This window comes from Salinisphaera sp. T5B8 (assembly GCF_040361255.1).
Lineage (GTDB): Bacteria > Pseudomonadota > Gammaproteobacteria > Nevskiales > Salinisphaeraceae > Salinisphaera.
The window spans coordinates 207,769-224,547 of sequence record NZ_APNG01000001.1 but is presented as its reverse complement, the minus strand read 5'-3'; the positions used below and the strand labels follow the sequence as shown (position 1 = coordinate 224,547).

17 protein-coding genes are annotated in these 16,779 nt (G+C 65.6%); 7 read left to right on the top strand and 10 right to left on the bottom strand.

Annotated features, from left to right (window positions below; all coding sequences use genetic code 11):
• The first annotated feature begins 37 nt into the window (after window positions 1-37).
• Both T5B8_RS01040 and plsB read left to right on the top strand, forming a co-directional pair.
• Entirely contained in the window at window positions 38-706 is a 669-nt protein-coding gene (locus T5B8_RS01040) for a protein kinase family protein (protein WP_353175444.1), read from the top strand.
• Window positions 707-3,220 carry a glycerol-3-phosphate 1-O-acyltransferase PlsB gene (gene plsB / locus T5B8_RS01035; RefSeq protein ID WP_353175442.1) on the top strand — a complete coding sequence of 838 codons (2,514 nt, stop codon included), beginning with the start codon at window positions 707-709 and terminating at the stop codon, window positions 3,218-3,220. It begins immediately after the preceding gene.
• 20 nt (window positions 3,221-3,240) lie between these two features.
• Here plsB and sppA read toward each other — a convergent pair whose 3' ends face one another.
• From sppA to T5B8_RS01005, 6 genes are all read right to left on the bottom strand, one after another.
• A complete protein-coding gene (gene sppA / locus T5B8_RS01030) occupies window positions 3,241-4,233 on the bottom strand; it encodes a signal peptide peptidase SppA (protein WP_353175441.1) in 993 nt (330 codons plus the stop codon).
• A gap of 2 nt (window positions 4,234-4,235) precedes the next feature.
• Complete coding sequence (locus T5B8_RS01025) at window positions 4,236-4,748, bottom strand: hypothetical protein (RefSeq protein WP_353175439.1); 513 nt, start codon at window positions 4,746-4,748, stop codon at window positions 4,236-4,238.
• Window positions 4,749-4,842: 94 nt separating this feature from the next.
• A complete protein-coding gene (locus tag T5B8_RS01020) occupies window positions 4,843-6,186 on the bottom strand; it encodes an ATP-binding protein (protein WP_353175437.1) in 1,344 nt (447 codons plus the stop codon).
• Complete coding sequence (locus T5B8_RS01015; RefSeq protein ID WP_353175435.1) at window positions 6,186-6,893, bottom strand: response regulator transcription factor; 708 nt, start codon at window positions 6,891-6,893, stop codon at window positions 6,186-6,188. Before T5B8_RS01015 ends, T5B8_RS01020 begins: the two co-directional genes overlap by 1 nt.
• Window positions 6,894-6,917: 24 nt before the next feature.
• Entirely contained in the window at window positions 6,918-7,274 is a 357-nt protein-coding gene (locus tag T5B8_RS01010; protein WP_353175433.1) for a PepSY domain-containing protein, read from the bottom strand.
• 27 nt (window positions 7,275-7,301) lie between these two features.
• A complete protein-coding gene (locus T5B8_RS01005; protein ID WP_353175431.1) occupies window positions 7,302-7,718 on the bottom strand; it encodes a glycine zipper 2TM domain-containing protein in 417 nt (138 codons plus the stop codon).
• A gap of 179 nt (window positions 7,719-7,897) precedes the next feature.
• Between T5B8_RS01005 and T5B8_RS01000 the strand changes: the two genes are divergently transcribed.
• The gene (locus tag T5B8_RS01000) at window positions 7,898-8,389 is read left to right on the top strand and encodes a hypothetical protein (protein ID WP_353175429.1); all 492 of its coding nucleotides are present in this window, start codon (window positions 7,898-7,900) and stop codon (window positions 8,387-8,389) included.
• Window positions 8,390-8,487: 98 nt separating this feature from the next.
• Here the strand turns inward: T5B8_RS01000 and T5B8_RS00995 are convergent, their stop codons facing one another.
• The gene (locus T5B8_RS00995) at window positions 8,488-9,522 is read right to left on the bottom strand and encodes a DUF3080 family protein (protein ID WP_353175428.1); all 1,035 of its coding nucleotides are present in this window, start codon (window positions 9,520-9,522) and stop codon (window positions 8,488-8,490) included.
• Between the two features lie 108 nt (window positions 9,523-9,630).
• Here T5B8_RS00995 and T5B8_RS00990 point away from each other — a divergent pair, with 108 nt between their 5' ends.
• Both T5B8_RS00990 and T5B8_RS00985 read left to right on the top strand, forming a co-directional pair.
• Window positions 9,631-10,902 carry an AAA-type ATPase lid domain-containing protein gene (locus T5B8_RS00990; protein WP_353175427.1) on the top strand — a complete coding sequence of 424 codons (1,272 nt, stop codon included), beginning with the start codon at window positions 9,631-9,633 and terminating at the stop codon, window positions 10,900-10,902.
• A 376-nt stretch (window positions 10,903-11,278) separates the two neighbouring features.
• Window positions 11,279-12,610 (top strand): NADH:flavin oxidoreductase/NADH oxidase family protein, encoded by a 1,332-nt coding sequence (locus T5B8_RS00985; protein WP_353175426.1) that lies wholly within the window; start codon window positions 11,279-11,281, stop codon window positions 12,608-12,610.
• Window positions 12,611-12,614: 4 nt separating this feature from the next.
• Here T5B8_RS00985 and T5B8_RS00980 read toward each other — a convergent pair whose 3' ends face one another.
• Both T5B8_RS00980 and T5B8_RS00975 read right to left on the bottom strand, forming a co-directional pair.
• Window positions 12,615-12,941 (bottom strand): hypothetical protein, encoded by a 327-nt coding sequence (locus T5B8_RS00980; RefSeq protein WP_353175425.1) that lies wholly within the window; start codon window positions 12,939-12,941, stop codon window positions 12,615-12,617.
• 3 nt (window positions 12,942-12,944) lie between these two features.
• Window positions 12,945-13,772: a BON domain-containing protein gene (locus T5B8_RS00975; RefSeq protein WP_353175424.1), complete on the bottom strand. Its 828-nt coding sequence runs from the start codon at window positions 13,770-13,772 to the stop codon at window positions 12,945-12,947.
• Between the two features lie 361 nt (window positions 13,773-14,133).
• On the opposite strand from T5B8_RS00975, the gene dusB reads away from it, so the two are divergent.
• Window positions 14,134-15,168: a tRNA dihydrouridine synthase DusB gene (dusB, locus tag T5B8_RS00970; protein ID WP_353175423.1), complete on the top strand. Its 1,035-nt coding sequence runs from the start codon at window positions 14,134-14,136 to the stop codon at window positions 15,166-15,168.
• A gap of 14 nt (window positions 15,169-15,182) precedes the next feature.
• On the opposite strand, the gene T5B8_RS00965 is transcribed toward dusB, so the two are convergent.
• Window positions 15,183-15,722 carry a YIP1 family protein gene (locus tag T5B8_RS00965; RefSeq protein ID WP_353175422.1) on the bottom strand — a complete coding sequence of 180 codons (540 nt, stop codon included), beginning with the start codon at window positions 15,720-15,722 and terminating at the stop codon, window positions 15,183-15,185.
• A 128-nt stretch (window positions 15,723-15,850) separates the two neighbouring features.
• Here T5B8_RS00965 and T5B8_RS00960 point away from each other — a divergent pair, with 128 nt between their 5' ends.
• A complete protein-coding gene (locus T5B8_RS00960) occupies window positions 15,851-16,762 on the top strand; it encodes a lipid kinase (protein ID WP_353175421.1) in 912 nt (303 codons plus the stop codon).
• The last annotated feature ends 17 nt before the right edge of the window (window positions 16,763-16,779 follow it).

The window sequence follows — 16,779 nt, the reverse complement described above, 5'->3', positions numbered from 1 at the left end:
CGGGCCGTAGATGTCGGCAGGCTCGAGGGATATGGCGGTGCTCGCAAGCCTGACGCGCGCCCAGCTGCATGCGCATGCCACGCGCTACTACAAAAGCGGCGGGCGGACCGAGCCGGAGGTCGCGCTCGTGGTCTACGGGGATGCCTGCGCGGTGTTCAAGGACTATGCGCGTACGCCCGGCTGGTTCGGCCGCATCGTCGCGCCGGTGCTCATCTGGCGTGAGGCCAGCGCGCTCAAGCGCCTTGACGGGATCGTCGGGGTGCCCCAGCTGTATCGTCAGCTGGATGCACGCGGCGTGTTGATCGAGTACCTGCCGGCCACGCCCTGGCCCCAGGCCAAACCGGGCGAGGCCGCCTACCATCGGCTCGACGAACTCGTCGCGCAGATGCATGCCCGCGGCGTGGCGCACTGCGATCTCAGAGCGCCGAGCAATATGCTCGTCGACGACGAGGGTCAGCCCTATATCGTGGATTTCGTCGCCCGGGTGTGTCGCGGCCAGCGCTGGAATGTCCCCTGGAACTGGTTGTTTCGCCAGTTCGTAGGCGCCGATGAAAGCGCACTGGCCAAGCTGCGGGTGCGTTTTGCGCCGCGTCTGGCCAGCGCCCACGATCGTGCCCTGCTCGACGAGCGCGGCGTAATCGAGCGTGTGGCTCGGGCCATCGGCGAGCGTACCCGGGCGCTCGTGCGTTATTTCGTGGGTTCCTGAATGGGCTGGCTGCTACGCATTCTGTCGTTGTTCGTGCCGTTGCTGCGCTGGCCGCTGCGGGCCTGGATCAATACCCATGCCTCGCCGTCGGATCTGTCCGAGATCGCGCTGGCCGGTGATAAACCCGTGTGCTACGTACTGCCGGTCGCCAGTGTCATGGACTGGCTGGCACTGGAAGCGGTGTGTGCCGAACAGGGGCTGCCACGCCCCTACCTGGCAGGTAACAGCATGCCGAGCATGCAGCGGTCGGTGGTCGTGGCCTTGCCGGTCGGGCGTAGCGGCGAACGCTCGGATCTGCATCGCATTGTCGCGCGCGGCCTGCATGACCAGAATTACGACGTCCAGCTGGTACCGGTGTCGGTCTTCTGGGGGCGTAATCCGGTCAAGGAAACCTCGCTGTTTCGAATTCTGTTTGCCGACAGCGAGCGCAGCGGGCGGCTGCGCAAACTGCTGATCGTGCTGGCGAACGGACGCAATACGCTGGTGCATTTCGGTCAGCCGCTGGATTATCGCGGCTTTCTGGACGAGGCCGAGGTCGGCGCGCCGGATGTCATGGTGCGCAAGCTCGTGCGTGTGCTGCGTATTCATTTTCGGCGCCAGCGCACGGCCACGCTCGGCCCGGCGCTTTCGCGGCGCAGCCAGCTGATCAACTCCCTGCTCGCCGATGCCGATGTCCAGCAGGCGATCGAGGATTCCGCCCGCCGCGACAAGGTGAGCGTGGCGGCCGCGCGCTCGCGGGCGCGCGACTATGCGAACGAGATCGCGGCCGACTACTCGAATATCGCCATCGGCTTCATGCTGCGGGTGCTCACCTGGCTGTGGAACCGGATCTACGACGGCGTGGACGTGCGCCATCTGGCGCGCCTGCGCGCGACCACCCACGATCGGCGCGAGGTCATCTATCTGCCCAGTCACCGTAGTCATATGGACTACCTGCTGGTGTCCTACATCCTCTATCAGGAAGGCCTGGCCCTGCCGCAGATCGCGGCGGGCGTGAACCTCAACTTCTGGCCGGTGGGCGCGTTGCTGCGGCGCTGCGGCGCGTTTTATCTGCGCCGCAGTTTCAAGGGCGATCGGCTCTACACGGCAGTCTTTCGTGCCTATGTGGACGCGCTTATCCAGCGCGGCCAGCCGATGAAGTTCTACCCCGAAGGCGGGCGCAGCCGCACCGGGCGGCTGTTGTCGCCCAAGACCGGCATGCTGTCGATGGCAGTGACCAGCGCACTGGGCGGCAAGGGCGCGCCGGCAGCGATCGTGCCGGTCTATATCGGCTACGACCGGGTCATGGAGGTCAATAAATACTTCGATGAGCTGCGCGGTACGCGCGCCAAGAAAGGCGAGTCGATGGGCGATCTTGTACGCGGCTCGACCAAGGTCTTGAAGCGCAAGTACGGCCGCGTGTTCGTATCCTTCGGCGAGCCGATCGACCTGCAGGCCTATGCCGACACCCATCTGCCGGATTGGCGCGAGCGCATGCGCGGGCTGGAAATGGACGCCCGCCCGCGCTGGCTGCAGGATTTCGTCGCCAATCTGGCCGAGCGGGTGATGGAGCGCATCAATGCCACGGCCACGCTCAATGCCACCGGCCTGGCCTCGTTGATCCTGCTCGGCAGCCCGCAAAAAGCCGTCGCCGAAGACGAAATGGTCCAGACCCTGGCGCTGCTGGCCGAACTGGCGCGCGTGTGTCCGTATTCGCGTGATGCGACCGCGCCGGAACACACGGACGGCCACGCGCTGCTCGCCGAAGCCGAGCCCATGATGCGCCTGATTCGTGTACCCCATGCCTGGGGTGATGTGTTGACGGTGGAATCGCGACAGGCGGTGTTGCTGACCTATACGCGCAACAACGTCATGCACCTGTTCGCACTGCCGTCGCTGGTGGCCAACTTCTTTGCCCATGCCGAATGGCGCGAGCGCGAACAGGTGGTCGACGGTGCGGTCGAGCTGTATCCACTGCTCGCCTCGGAACTGTTTCTGCGCTGGCCGCCCGCGCAGGCCCGCGCGGCCCTGGGCGAGGCGATCGACGGCCTGCTCGACTGCGGGTTGCTGCTGGCTGACGAAGCGGGCCGGCTACAGCGCCCGCAGGCCGGTAGTGCCGCCTTCGCGGCGCTGATGAGCCTGTCGCGAATCATGCGCGAAGCCCTCGAGCGCTATGCCATGACCGTCATGTTGCTCAGCCACAACCTCGAAAACGGCAGCGTCGAGCGCGCCCGTTTCGAGCGTCAGTGTCAGCTCATGGCCGAGCGCATGGCGATTCTCACCGGCCGCAACAGCCCGGAGTTCTTCGATTCGCGGCTGTTTCGCAACCACCTGCAGACGCTTGTGCGGGTCGGTTTGTTGCATCAGCAGGGCAGTACGCTCGAAATCGACCCGGCGCTACGCGATGTCGCCGAGCATGCGTTGCAACTGCTGGGTGCCGATCTGCGCCAGTCGATTGCGCATCTGACCTCGTTGCCGCATCTCGACGACGGCAGCGACAGCAGCACGGCGAAGGTGTCGGCCGGCGCGTCGTAACGGGCCGGCCGAACAGGCGGCTAGCGCGCCGTGGCCGGCTGCCAGAGATAGAGCGGCTGCAGCGTGGCCTGGCTGTCGAACGACAGATCCACGGGCAGCCCGGCTGCCCGCAGGCTCAGCCCGCCGGCGGTCGCGGCTTCCGAAAGAATCGAGTTGGGCGCGCTGCGGCCCTGGTAGTAGCGGATCACCCGGGCCGACTCCACACCGGCACGATCACGGGCCAGCGCGAGCACATCATCGATATGGCCGATTTCGTCGACCAGGCCGAGCCGCTGGGCGTCGTCGGCGGCCAGAATCCGCCCGTCGGTGATTTCGTCGAAATGCGCGCGATCGAGGTTGGGCCGGCCCGCTTCGACTACGGCCACGAAACGCGCGAATAGCGAATCGATGACGTTCTGGACGATCGCCTGTTCTTCAGGCGTGGGCTTGCGCAGGGGCGACATGATGTCCTTGTGCTTGCCGCTGACGTAACTGGCGTTGTCCACGCCCAGCTTGTCGAGCAATTCGCTGGCATTCACACCGGGGATGATCACGCCGATCGAGCCGGTGATCGAGGTTGGCTGGGCGATGATCGTATCGGCCGCAGTGGCCACGTAATAGCCGCCGGAAGCAGCTACACCGCCGAAGCTGGCGATGACCGGGACACCGCTATCGCGTCGGTAGCGCGCAATGCGCGCATGAATCTCGTCGGCGGCGGCCACCGTTCCGCCCGGGCTGTTGATACGCAATACCACCGCGCCGATATCCTCGTCCTCGGCGGCCTTGTCGAGCGCGCGGCTGACCGTAGCCAGCGTCGACGGCTGCTGCACGAGTCCGAGCGCGCGTTGCGCGGGCGCATCGGAAATGAAACCCGAAATGGGCAGCCACAGAATCTTGGTATCGCCCTGGCCCTGGACGGTGGTTTCGTGCAGGGCATTGCCGCGGCTACCGAACGGCGAGATCACCACGCAGCCGGCGAGCGCGAGGGCCAGCGCCGACACCGCGGCCAGCTTCAGCGCCCTGCGCCCACGCATGATCAGTGCACCTGAGTCTGCCAGGCTTCGATCGCGGCGATGGTGCGCTCGGTGGCCTGTTGCAGACATTTTTCGGCCTCGTCGCGCTGTTCGTCCTCGAGATGCTCCCAGGCCATAGCGATGAACGGGCGCGCTTCGTCGAGCACATCGTGTTCATAGAGCTGGCGATAGGCGGTTTCCAGCGCGGCCAGGCACTGGCCAATCGCGTCGGCCGGCAGCTTTGCCTGCTGGAAGACCATCACACAGGCCCCGGTGGCGGCGTGTTCGAGCATCGGCTCTTCTTTTGCAGCCGCCGGATAGTGTTCGCCGAACAGATCCGCCAGACGGGTGACCATTTCCACCAGGGCAAGCATCGCCGGCATGTCGTCGTGCAGCGTGGGATGGCCGCGTTTGGCGGCGACGTTGGCCGCGATCTTGAGCGCCGGGCCGATCACCCGGTGATAGGTGCGCGGGTCGAGCGCATCGGGGTCGAGTTGCTCGGGGTCGAGACGGCGGGCGGTATCGGGCTTATCCATGCGGCATATATCGGTTGATCGTCAAAAAGAGGCCAGCCCGGCGCGTGGGCGCGATCGCGCGTCGCGGCCGGGCACCGGCCAGCCCGTCATCGTATCACCCGGCCGGTAGTACGATCTCCACGCGCGCCCCGCCTTTTTCGCAGTGGGTGAGGGTGATATCGCCGGTATAGGAGCGCACGATCTCGGCGGCCACTGCCAGACCCAGGCCCTGGCCTTCACGACTGGTGTCCGCACGTACACCGCGTTCGAGCAGGCGTTCGGTCGAGCCGTCGCCAAAGCCGCGGCCGTTGTCGTCGATCTGCAGATAGAGATCGCTGCCCCGGGTTTCGGCGCGTACGTCGACTTCGCCATCGCCGTACTTGGCCGCATTGTCCATGAGCGTGCCCAGCAGTTCGGTCAGATCGCCCTCGTCGATGGGCGCCTTGACCGAGGCCGGGATATGCACCCGAAAACGGGTGCCCTGTTCGGCATAGACCTTGGTGAGTGCGCGCGCGAGCTTCTCGGCGACCGGCGCGATGGCAATCGACACCGCCAGGCTGCGCTTGCCGGCCGCGGCCGCCTTTTGCAGCTGGTAGTCGAGAATGTCGTTCATGCGCGCCAGCTGGGTGCGCAGGCCGTGGCGCTGGCTTTCGTCCAGGCGCTCGTCCTCGGCCAGGCCGCGCAGTACCGCCATCGGCGTTTTCAGGCTGTGGGCCAGATCGCCCAGCGCGTTGCGATAGCGTGTCAGGCGGGCCTGATCGTTGGAGAGCATGGTATTGAGGTTGCTCACCAGCGGCTGGATTTCGTCCGGGTAGCGGCCTTCGATACGGCGTTTTTCGTGGGCCTGGAGGTTGGCCAGGTTGCGCGCCAGCCGACGCAGCGGCGCCAGCCCCCAGCGCAGGATCAGCAATTCCACGATCAGCAGGATCAGCGCCGCAGCACTCAGCAGCGTCCAGAGCACGCCGCGAAAACGCTGCATCTGCTTGACGAATGTATGCGCATCCTCGGCAACCACGAGGGTATAGCGATAATCGGTGCCGGCATCGGTGACCCAGCGAAAACCAAAGGACAGGGTGATCAGCGTGCCGCGTTCGTCGGGGTAGATGCGCATGAACTGCCATTCACCCACGGCCGGCAGGCTGTCCAGGCTCAGCGGCTCCAGCAGCGAGGGCGAGCGCCAGATGGACTGGCCGTTTTCATCCAGCACCATGGCATAGAGGCCGGAATCGGGCCGGGTGAGATCGGATTCCGGCAACACCCGCGGGGCGAGTTTGAAGCCGCCGTCCTCGGTGATCTCGGCGCTGCCCAGCAGGGCATAGCTCAAGCCCTGCAGTCGGTCGTGCTCGGCCTGGTCGGCGCGCTCGCTCACCGCGGTTTCCAGCGCCACGCCAGTGAGCACGATAAAGGCCAGCAGAAGTACCGCGGTCGCGGCCAGCAGCCGCGCCCGCAGTGAATTCATCACGGTTGCGACGCGCTGTCGTTGGTCGCCGTACGGGGATCCCGTGCCAGGCGATAGCCGCGCCCGCGCAGGGTCTCGATGGGCTTGCGCGAGCCCTCGGGGTCGAGTTTGGCGCGCAGGCGTCGCACGAAGACCTCGATCACGTTGGAGTCGCGTTCGGCGTTCTCCTCGTAGATATGCTCGGTCAGCGCGGTCTTGGACACTACTTCGCCCGCGTGCAGCATCAGATGTTCGAGTACGCGATATTCATAGGCGGTCAGCTCGACCGACTCGCCGGCCACGAAAACTTCCTGGCGGGCCGTATCCAGCACGATATCGCCGGATTCCAGCTTGGGCTGGGCCCAGCCGCGCGAACGCCGTACCAGCGCCTGGATACGCGCGGTCAGTTCTTCCGGCTGGAAAGGCTTGACCACATAATCGTCGGCGCCGGTTTCCAGGCCTTCGACCTTGTCCTGCCAGCGGCTGCGCGCGGTGAGAATGAGCACCGGATAATCGAGGCCGGCTTCACGAACCTCGCGAATGATATCCAGCCCGGTCGGCCCGGGCAGGCCGAGATCGACGATGGCGATATCCACCGGGTACTCCAGCGCAAAGAACAGGCCTTCTTCGCCTTCGCCGGTCGCATCGACGGCAAAGCCGTCGCCGCGCAACTGCGCACAGATCTGTTCGCGCAGATCGACATCGTCCTCGATAACCAGTGCTCGCATAGGGTCAATCGTATTGTTCGTGGGCTAGTGGCGGGCCTCGACATGCACGATGCGTACACGTCCGCCATCCAGGAGTTTTACCCGATAGTAGGGCCCGCCGGGGCCGTCTTCCAGCACCACGTTGAGTACGCGTCCGCCATATTCGCGCGCTGCACGTCGGGCGGCCTCCGCCGGCGCCACATTGGGCGGCGGGCGTGATTCATCGCCCGCGACATCGCGCGCGGCATTGCGGCCCGGGCCAGCGCCTTCGGCCAGCGGTGCGCGCAGGGCGTCGCTACCGAACTGGGCCAGGGCAATCGGGCAGGTCAGAAGCACCAGCAGTGCCACGGCCAGACGCAGGCCGGCCCAGGCCGTATCGGGGTCGATCGCGTAGTGGCGCATTGCGATAGAGCTCGGGATCAGCCCGTGCTAGAAACTGCTGCGGAAACCCGAAGACGTATTGTTTCCGGGGTTACCGCTGCGTTGCAGGCAATCGTTGAGGCGGTTGTTTTCCATCCGACGCGCGTTCCAGGCGCCCGCGCCTGCGCCGGCGAGTGCGCCCAGGCCGGTGGCGATATCACGCCCCGAACCGCTACCGATCTGGTTGCCCAGCAGGCCGCCGGCTGCGCCACCGATGATGGCCTGACCGGCCGTACTGGTGGCGCCCTTGACGGCGACGTTGCGGTCGTCGTTCTGGTAGTAGCAGTCGTATTGGCCGCCGGGTACGGCCTGAAAAATAGGATCGACCTGCGGTTTCGGGTTGCTCGCGCAACCGGCGACCAACAGACAAGCCGCCGCCAGGCCGGCGACGACAAGGGTTCGGAGCGGCGTGATAATCGGTGTCATGATGCATGTCCCCTAGCGTCGTGCTGAACTTAGGCTTCAGGCGCTGAACGCATGCTTAATTCTGACTTGGCCGGGCCGGTCTGCATAGCTGCCGGTGGCAGGTATTCATGGCCGATTCACGCCCGCGCGCGCATGCTCGTATGAACAAAGTGCCGTGTTTTGCGGCCAGGAGGTTCGACATGGGTTGGCCACGCTTTATCACGCCCGCCAGTGTGCTGATGCTGGCGATCGCCGGCACGGCGGCCGCGGCCGATAATTCCGGAATCGTCATTATCGATCAGCAGCAGCGTTCGACGCCGTTCGGCAGTTATAACAGCCAGCGGCGCACCGAAGTTTACGGCCCGTCGAGCGGTTTTCGCTACGAGGAATACGAAACCCCGATACAGCCGGTCTATCCGCGCTATGGATACGGGCGTCATGGCGGCTATGGCTATGGGCCCGGCTATGGCGGACGGGGCCGGGTGTTCGAGCATAACGGCGCGCCGGCGGCCCCGGGTGTTTACGGCTGGGGATCGGGGCGTGGTGATCGCGACCATCACCCGCACCGTGATCCGCGCCCCGGCTACGACGCACATACGCGGCGCGACAACGGACGTACGGTTCAACCCGCACGACGAGCTGTCGAGCCGGCTCAGCGTACGATCGAGCCGGCCCAGCGGCTGCTGGACTAGGGCTTATCGCCGCGAGATAAGCCGTCGCATCGGCGGCCCGCGCCTTGCCTGACACGCCCGGCACGGGCATGGGATGACATATCCCGCGACCACAGGCCCTAGCGTGCGGGCATCAGATCGCACTGGCGCATCGCCTGTTGCCAGTGCTCGGTATGGTTTTCGATGGCCTGATCCAGGCGCGCCCATATGCCGGTCTGCGTGCTCAGCGTACGCGCGCGATAGCGCGTGAATTCGGGCGGTAAGGTCACGCGTTGCCGATCGATCAGCGCATTGACCGTCTCGCGCCAGAGGCGGCCGGCCCGCACCAGATCGGCCAGATAAGCCTGAACCCGTGGACCGTAGATCTCCACCAGGATCGTATGCAGCACCCGGGCTCGGCGGTTCGGGCGATGGTTGAAGCATAGCGGCCGTTCGTTCAGCCGGGTTTCGATCAGCTGGCTGGCGCGTTCGAGGGCCGCCGCGGCCTGCAGTGCGGCGATCTGCAGGGCGCCGCCGTATTCGCTGGCATCCAGGGTTTCATACACGCCCACGAGCGTGTCTTCGCTGACCACGCGTTCGGCCTGCATGTCGGCCATGGCTGCCGTCAGTCGGGTGAGTGCCGCGCGAGCGCTGCGCCCGGCCAGGCTCGGTTCGAGCCCGGCATTGTCGCCGGCGATACTGAACAGATGCGCCATGGGCGCGCTGGCCATCGTCTGATTCCAGATGATGGCGCCGCGTGCCTGGCGCTTGAGCGCGATCAGCCGATCCAGACGGGCGACGAATTCGCGTGCGTCGTGTTCGGTATCGCCATCGAAGCCGGCACGGCAGCGGATGAGGCCAGCCAGTAGCCGGGATTCATAGGCCAGACGCGCCTGGGGCGGGGCGACCCGGCCGAGAATGCTGTTGCGCTCGGAAATCAGGTTCACCAGGCCACAACGATGCAGCTGGAAAAAACCGATCCAGCCGGTACGCGGGGTCTGTACGGGTTGTGCGAGTGCGCGCCGGGGCGGATACAGGCTGCGCGGCGTGGCCGTTGCCGCTGGCAGATCGCGCTCGAGCGTACGCGCCAGCCGGGTAAGATAGTCGTCAAAGCGCGCCTGGGGGCTGTCCGCGGCGCGACAGCCGGCCAGGGCCGCGACCAGCAGTATCGCCACCAGGCCGGCTCGCGCGGTAGGTTTTCGCCTGTCGCGGGAACGACAATCGCCTGTACTCATGAGTCGCGATACGATCGGGGCCATCGCGCAGTTGCCGGAGAACAGCTCATGTTCGAAGCCCGTAGGAACGAGGGCGTACACGCCGGGCCGACGGGCCAGGCGCGTGTGGCCGTGCATGTAGATGCGCGTATCAAGGATAACCGTGCGCTGCGTGAGCGTATCGAGCAAGCCATCGCCCCCCGGCAAGGCCTGATGCTGGCCGATGCGCTGGATGAGCTGCCGGAGGTGGCCGCGGTTTTTGCACTCTATCCCGAGGTGGACGCGCTCGAAGCGCTGGCGCGGCAGGTCCGCGATGCGCGCGCACGGCGCGGCGACGGCCGGCCGGTGCTGGTGGTGGGCCTGTCGCCGGACCGTCTCACGCTGTTTGGCGGCTGGCTCATGCGCGCGGCCGCCGGTGGCGAGATCGACGGTCTGCGTCTGATCGTCGATCGCGATCCCAACGTGCTGGTGTCCCAGCTCGGTGATTATCTCGAGGCTGTGCATGAGCCCAGCGTGATTGCCGTGCCGGGCGCCGCGCAGGCACAAGGCGCTCACGAGCGCTATTTCTTCTGCCTGAGCCCGGCGTGGCAGGCAGCGATGAGCTATGTCGCGGAACTGGCAGAAAACCATGTGGCGCGTATCGGCCTGTTGGGCGAGCCGGGCGTGGGCAAGAGTGCGATGGCCTATTTCTATTATCTGTGTCGGGGCCGCGGAGAGTTCATCAAGCTCAATCTGGCCGCCGAAGTCGGAGATACGCCAGCGCTGAAAGCCCTGCTGTGCGGCGAGGTGACCGCAGCCCAGTCGCGTACCGGCGCGTTGGCCCAGGCACGCACGGGTGTGTGTTTTATCGATGCATTCCAGGGCCGGGCGAACGGGTTGGCGGATGTGCTCGACGAGGCCTTGGATAGCGGCGAATATCTGCCGCACGGGGCCGCCGCCAAACAGCCGCTCGACTGTGCGCTGGTGTTCGCGGCGACGCCTGCTGCAGCGCGCCCCCTGCCTGCCATGCCCGCGGAATTGCCGGCGCGCCTGGCCGCGCAACCGGTCTATCTGCCGTCGCTACGCGCGCGCGGCGAAGATCTGATCGCGATCGTCGCTGCCACCCTGGACACCATGCGCACGCGCTCGACGACCTGGCAGGCGCCCGCCGGCCTAAGCCATGCCGCCTGGCAGGCGCTTTGCAATTGCCCCTGGCGTGGCAATGCGCGCTCGCTCGAACGCGTCATGGAAACGGCGTTCATCAGCGCGGCGACCGCGCGCACGCCGCTGATCGAGCGCGATGCCATCGACAGCGCGCTCGCGCTCTGGGAGCCGGAGAGCGCGGCCGCGCCTGCGACTTAAGTCGCGCTGGCTGCTACGGAATCTCTGCATAACCTGTCGCGGTCGCGCCGGTGTGCTTTGCGTGCGATCGACAGACAAGTGAGCGCGTAGCGTGCCCAAGCCGATAACAAGTCGCACGGTAGTGAACACTGACGCCGATCAAGCACGCGCAAAGCCGGCGGCCCCGAAGGGGTTCGGCCTCAAATGTGCCGCGACGGCGTTGCCGAGCTTGACCTGCCCATCGTTGATTTCCTGGGGCAGGCGCTGCGCTCGGACGCCTTGTCGCAACGCCTTTGACCTTGAAAGTCTTTTCAGGGCGAACGCGAGCCGCGAGAGGTTATGCGACAGATTCCTAGGCGGGCTATGCTCGCAAAACGATTTCTGACGCGATGCTGTGATGCCCGAAACTGCTGTCGATCCGGTTGCCCGTCTGCGCGAACCGCTGATATTGCCCTGCGGCCAGCGCCTGGCCAATCGGATCGCCAAGGCGGCGATGACCGAGGGCCTGGCCGATGCGCGCATGAATGCCACGCCCGCGCTGGAAACGCTCTATCGGCGCTGGTCGCATGGCGGCGCGGGGCTGTTGATTACCGGCAATGTGCAGATCGACCGCTGGGATCTCGAGCGCCCCGGCAATGTCGTGATCGACGGCGATGCCGACCGCGACGCGCTCGCACGTTGGGCTGCGGCCGCCCAGCACGGCGGCAGCCGGGTATGGATGCAGCTGTCGCATGCCGGGCGCCAGGCGCCGTTGTATTGCACGCCGCGACCGGTTGCGCCGTCGCCGGTGGGCCTGAAACTACTCGGAGCCTATCGTCGGCCGCGCGCGCTCACCCAGCGCGGCATCGATAGCGTGATCGAGCGTTTCGTGGCCGCCGCGACGATCGCCCGCGATGCCGGCTTCGATGGTGTCCAGATTCATAGCGCCCATGGCTATCTGCTCAGCGAATTTCTCTCGCCGGTGACCAACCGCCGCAAGGACGAATACGGCGGCAGTCTGGAAAATCGAGCGCGCCTGCTGCTGGCGGTGGTGCGTGCGGTACGCGCCGCGGTCGGCAGGGAATTCGCGATCGGGGTCAAGCTCAACTCGGCGGATTTCCAAAAAGGCGGGTTCACCAACGCCGAGTGCATCGACGTGGTGCGCTGGCTCAACGACTGTGGCATCGATCTGCTGGAAATCTCCGGCGGCAGTTATGAACAGCCGCGCCTGCTCGGGCATAGCGGCGATCAGCGCCAGGCCGACGCCCCGCGTGAAAGCACGCGTGCGCGCGAGGCCTATTTCCTCGAATATGCGGCCTTGATCCGCAAAGTGGCGCGTATGCCGTTAATGGTGACCGGCGGGTTTCGTTCGCGCGATGCCATGGTCGAGGCGCTGGACAGTGGCGATACCGACCTCATCGGCCTGGGCCGGCCCCTGTGTGTGGATCCGAATTTCGTCGCGCGCCTGTTCGATGGCACCACCCGGCAGGCCGAAGATCCCGGCGCGGAACTGGCCTATGGCCGTGGTCTGTTCGGGCCGCGATCGTCGGTGTCGGCACTACGCTTTTTGAATATCTTTTCCCAGATGGGCTGGTACTACATGCAGCTCATGCGCCTCGGGCGTGGCCTGGAGCCGGACTGGCGGATGTCATTGCGCAAGGGGTTGTTCGGGCACGTGCGTTCGGAGCTCGGCGCTGCCCGCCGTATCCGGCCCTTTCAGAAACAGGCCGATACGCTCGATGCCGAATGATCGGCTAGCCAAACACCTGAATGCCGAGCAATAGCACGCCCAGGCCGTTGAGCGCGCCGTGGCCGATGATGAGAAATCGCGGCGGCGCCTGATGCTGGTAAATCAGGCCGAAGAACACCGCCCCGGCGGCGAAGCCGATCGCTACCAGCGCGAAGGCGCTCCACACGAGCACGCCCGGGTGCATGAATGCACCGATGAGCAGGCAGAGCAGCCCCACGCCCGATATCGCACCGTGACCGATGCGAAGCGGGCGTGTGGCGCCGTCGAGCGCCGCCATCGTCAGCCCGCCCAGTGCGGCGACGAGCAATAACCAGAAGGCGGCCGCGAGCATGGCTTAAACCGCGGCGCCGTGGGCGCTGTGCGCGCCGGCTGCGGCCGAGCCGCCGCCGTCGTTCGGGGCCATGGGCGGCTTGGGCGTATCGCCCTGGGCATCCGGTTGCGGCTGTGCCTGCTGCTTGGGCTTTTGCTTCGGTTCGTTCTGATCGTCGCCGCTGTTGTCCTGAGCAGCATTATCGGATTCGGATGGATTCTGTTCCTGTTGCTGCGCTTTCGCTTTCGCTTTCGCCTTCGGCTGGTCCGGGCTGGACTGGTTCGACTTGTCCTGCTCGGGCTGCTGCTGCGCCTGTTTGGGCGTCGAGGCGGCGTCAGCCGACGGGGCCTTGGGCTTGCCGTCTTCGTCCTGGATTTCGAGCTCGTCGATCACGTCTTCCACACCGGCCTGCGAACGGGCCTTTTTCAAGGCCAGCTCGCGCGTCTCCTCGTCCGGCACCACGCCCGTCAGGGTGACGACACGATCTTTCACGCCCACCGAGATCGCGGATTTGTCGAACGATTTTTCGTTGAGCACGTCGCGCTGGATAGTGCGGAAGAGCACCTGATCGTTGACCGTCTTGTTCACGGCCTCCGAGGCCGCGGCGACCTTGTCGCGCGCCTTCTTGAGTTCGGCTTCCGCTTCGTTGAGGTTGGCCTGGAGTTCCTGAAGCTCTTCTTTCTTGTCGTTGAGCGCTTCCTGGGCTTCGTTGCGCGACTCGCGCGCTTCCTTGAGCTGTTCGACGGCGTTGTCGTATTTCTCCTGCGGGGTTTCGGAGCAGCCGGCGAGCAGGCTCAGCGAGAGCACGAGGGCCGTGAATACGGTGGCGAAACGGAACGTGGCGTTGTTCATCGAAGGCGAGAATGCAAATGAGCCGATAACCGAAAATAACATGTTTCTACGAACCTGCTTCGGTGACTAGGGAATCTGTCGCATAACCTCTCGCGGATCGCGTTCGAGTCCTCACAGACGGTGCGGCAAGGCGTCCAAGCGCAGCGCCTGCCTTATTGGCAGGTCAAGCTTGGCAACGAAGCCGCGGCGTCTGTGAGGCCGAACCCCGCAGGGGCCGCCGGCTTTGCGCGCGCCTGGTCGGCGTCAAGGCACGCGCACCGTGCAACCAGCACGCTACGTTGCGCCTCTGTCGGCCCGCCACGCGCAAAGCGCTCCGGCGCGACCGTGACAGGTTGTGCAGAGCTTCCCTAGACTATGGGGCATGCGTATCGCTGGTTATACATTCGCGCAGGGGCTCGCGGCTGCGCCCATGGCCGGCGTGACCGATCGCGTGTTCCGGGCGCTGTGTCGCAGCCTCGGCGCCAGCGTGACGACCGCGGAAATGGTCTCGGCCCGCCCCGAACTGCGGGGCACGCGCAAGTCGCGGCTGCGTCTGGATCAGCACGGCGAACCGGCGCCGCGTATCGTGCAGATCGCCGGCGGCGATGTCGCCGATCTGGTGCATGCGGCGAAGGTCAACGCCGACGAAGGCGCGCATATCATCGATATCAATATGGGCTGCCCGGCCAAGAAGGTCTGCCGCAAGGCCGCGGGCTCGGCATTGATGGCCGATGAAGACCGCGTGGCCGCAATTCTCGATGGCGTGGCGAATGCCGTCGATGTGCCGGTGACCCTGAAAATGCGAACCGGCGTAAGCGCGGACCGGCGTAATGCCGTGGCCATCGCCCGGCGTGCCGAGCAGGCGGGTATCGCAGCACTGGCGGTGCACGGGCGCACCCGCGATCAGCACTACACCGGCACGGCCGAGTACGACACCATCGCCGCGGTCAAGCGCGCGGTATCGATTCCGGTGTGGGCGAACGGCGATATCGACTCGCCGGCCAAGGCCCGTACGGTGCTCGCAGCCACCGGCGCGGACGGGCTGATGATCGGCCGTGCGGCCTGTCGTCGGCCCTGGCTGTTTCGCGAAATCGCGCTCGAACGGGCCACCGGCATCACGCCGGCGCCGCCGAGTCTGGCCGACGAGCGGGAATTATTGCTCGGGCTGATCGAACAGCTGCACGATTTCTACGGCGAGCAGCAGGGCGTGCGCGTAGCGCGCAAGCATATCGGCTGGTTGCACGAACGCCGTCGGGCATCGGCTGTGCTGTATATGGATCTGGTCCAGGCGGACACGGCCGCCCGCCAACTGCGCCTGCTCGACTGTTATTTCGATGCCGCCGCCACCGCCGAACAGCGGGGCGGGGTGTCACCAGACAAAAAAGCGGCCGGGCGAGGTGTCGCCACGGCCGCCTGAAGCCAAGGGCCGGCTTACATGCCCGGTGCGGTGCCGCTAAGCCCCGCCGAGCCCACGAACAGGCCCAGAATCAGCAACTGGATCAACCAGCCGACGATACACACGCCCACGGCGCGCAGGGTGCTTTGATAATCCAGTGCCTGACGTACGGCGATGACCGTCGTGGCCAGCATCCAGATCGACACCACGAACACCACCAGCGTGCCGATCACCGGGATGATGCCGAAAATACGCAGCAGTCCAGGGGTGGCCGCAAAACCGAGCGTACGCAGCAGCTGGCCTACATCGGCCTCGGTCTGGGCTTCCGGTAGCAGTTTGGTGCCGATCGCCCAGATCAGCGCCGCCCAGATCAGCCAGCCGAGCAGGGCCGCGACAGCATTGAGCAGCAGATAGCCGATCCCGCCGCCGCCGATCGCACCGATGCCCGCAGCCAGGGAGGCGAGTACGACAATCAGCGCGGCCTGGCCGGTGGCACCGCGATCGTGTTCGACTTCCTCGTAGGTTGGCGCGTGCAGCTTGGCGGCGCCAATCATTCGTTCGCTAAGACTTTGCATGACGGAATGGGTTGTTGAATTTGCATCCGATCTTGGCTTAGATAAGTGTTCCACGCCAGCCTGCGGTTTTTGCGGATTGCGCTTGCCCCGGGGCGCACTTACGCTGTCGGCTCGACAATTCGCAATCGGTGAAGATTCTGCGCGCCCTACTGCTGATCAATCGCAAATCCCGCCAGGGTGAAGCCAACGCCCAGGCGGCCCGCGACGCACTCGAAGCGCTCGATGTCGAGATTACCCTCGGCAAATTTCAGGAACCTGACGACGTAGCCGCCGAGATCGATCGGCATGCGCCGAACGTGGATATCATCGTCATTGGCGGCGGCGACGGTACGCTCAATCTCGCGGCAGCTGCGGTCATGCGCGCCGAACGTCCGATGGGTGTCCTGCCGCTGGGCACGGCCAACGATTTTGCCCGTACGCTGCTGATCCCCACCGAGCTCGAAGCGGCCTGTCGCAATGTGGTGGAAGGCGTGAGCCACGGCGTGGATCTAGGGCAGTGCAACGACGTGTATTTCGTCAACGTCGCCAGCGTGGGCCTGGCCGTGCGGGCCTGCGAATATCGTTCGGATGCGGCCAAGAAATGGTTCGGCTCGTTCGGCTATGCCTCCAACGTGTTCCAGGCCTATCGCGATACCGAGCCCTTCGATGCGGTGGTGCGTTGCGGCGACGAAACCCATCGTCTGCATTCGATCCAGTTGGCCGTCGGCAATGGCCGCTATTTCGGCGGCGGGCTGGCGGTGGCCAGCGATGCCGCGCTCGACGATGGCCGACTCGATCTCTACAGCCTCGAGCCGCAGCCGCTGGCCAAGCTCGTGGGCATGCTGCCGGCGCTGGTACGCGGGCCGGACAAGTCGATTCAGGGCGTGCAGTTGCTCGAAGGCACCGAATTCGAAGTCGATACCGACAAGCCCATGCCCATCAATACCGACGGCGAGATTCTCACCGAAACACCGGCGACATTTCGGATCCACCCGGCAGCGCTGCAGGTGAAGGTGCCGCAGGAATATGTTGATCGATATGGGCGCCGTAACACGTCATAAGTACAGGCGATAATTAC

Bases quoted from the DNA above. Each gene is read 5' to 3' on its own strand.
- T5B8_RS01020 (WP_353175437.1), bottom strand. From the start codon at position 6,186: ATGAATTCACTGCGGGCGCGGCTGCTGGCCGCGACCGCGGTACTTCTG.
- dusB (WP_353175423.1), top strand. From the start codon at position 14,134: ATGCGTATCGCTGGTTATACATTCGCGCAGGGGCTCGCGGCTGCGCCC.
- T5B8_RS00985 (WP_353175426.1), top strand. From the start codon at position 11,279: ATGCCCGAAACTGCTGTCGATCCGGTTGCCCGTCTGCGCGAACCGCTG.
- T5B8_RS00990 (WP_353175427.1), top strand. From the start codon at position 9,631: ATGTTCGAAGCCCGTAGGAACGAGGGCGTACACGCCGGGCCGACGGGC.
- T5B8_RS01015 (WP_353175435.1), bottom strand. From the start codon at position 6,893: ATGCGAGCACTGGTTATCGAGGACGATGTCGATCTGCGCGAACAGATC.
- T5B8_RS01000 (WP_353175429.1), top strand. From the start codon at position 7,898: ATGGGTTGGCCACGCTTTATCACGCCCGCCAGTGTGCTGATGCTGGCG.
- T5B8_RS01010 (WP_353175433.1), bottom strand. From the start codon at position 7,274: ATGCGCCACTACGCGATCGACCCCGATACGGCCTGGGCCGGCCTGCGT.
- T5B8_RS01025 (WP_353175439.1), bottom strand. From the start codon at position 4,748: ATGGATAAGCCCGATACCGCCCGCCGTCTCGACCCCGAGCAACTCGAC.
- T5B8_RS00975 (WP_353175424.1), bottom strand. From the start codon at position 13,772: ATGAACAACGCCACGTTCCGTTTCGCCACCGTATTCACGGCCCTCGTG.
- T5B8_RS00980 (WP_353175425.1), bottom strand. From the start codon at position 12,941: ATGCTCGCGGCCGCCTTCTGGTTATTGCTCGTCGCCGCACTGGGCGGG.
- T5B8_RS01005 (WP_353175431.1), bottom strand. From the start codon at position 7,718: ATGACACCGATTATCACGCCGCTCCGAACCCTTGTCGTCGCCGGCCTG.
- T5B8_RS00965 (WP_353175422.1), bottom strand. From the start codon at position 15,722: ATGCAAAGTCTTAGCGAACGAATGATTGGCGCCGCCAAGCTGCACGCG.
- plsB (WP_353175442.1), top strand. From the start codon at position 707: ATGGGCTGGCTGCTACGCATTCTGTCGTTGTTCGTGCCGTTGCTGCGC.
- sppA (WP_353175441.1), bottom strand. From the start codon at position 4,233: ATGCGTGGGCGCAGGGCGCTGAAGCTGGCCGCGGTGTCGGCGCTGGCC.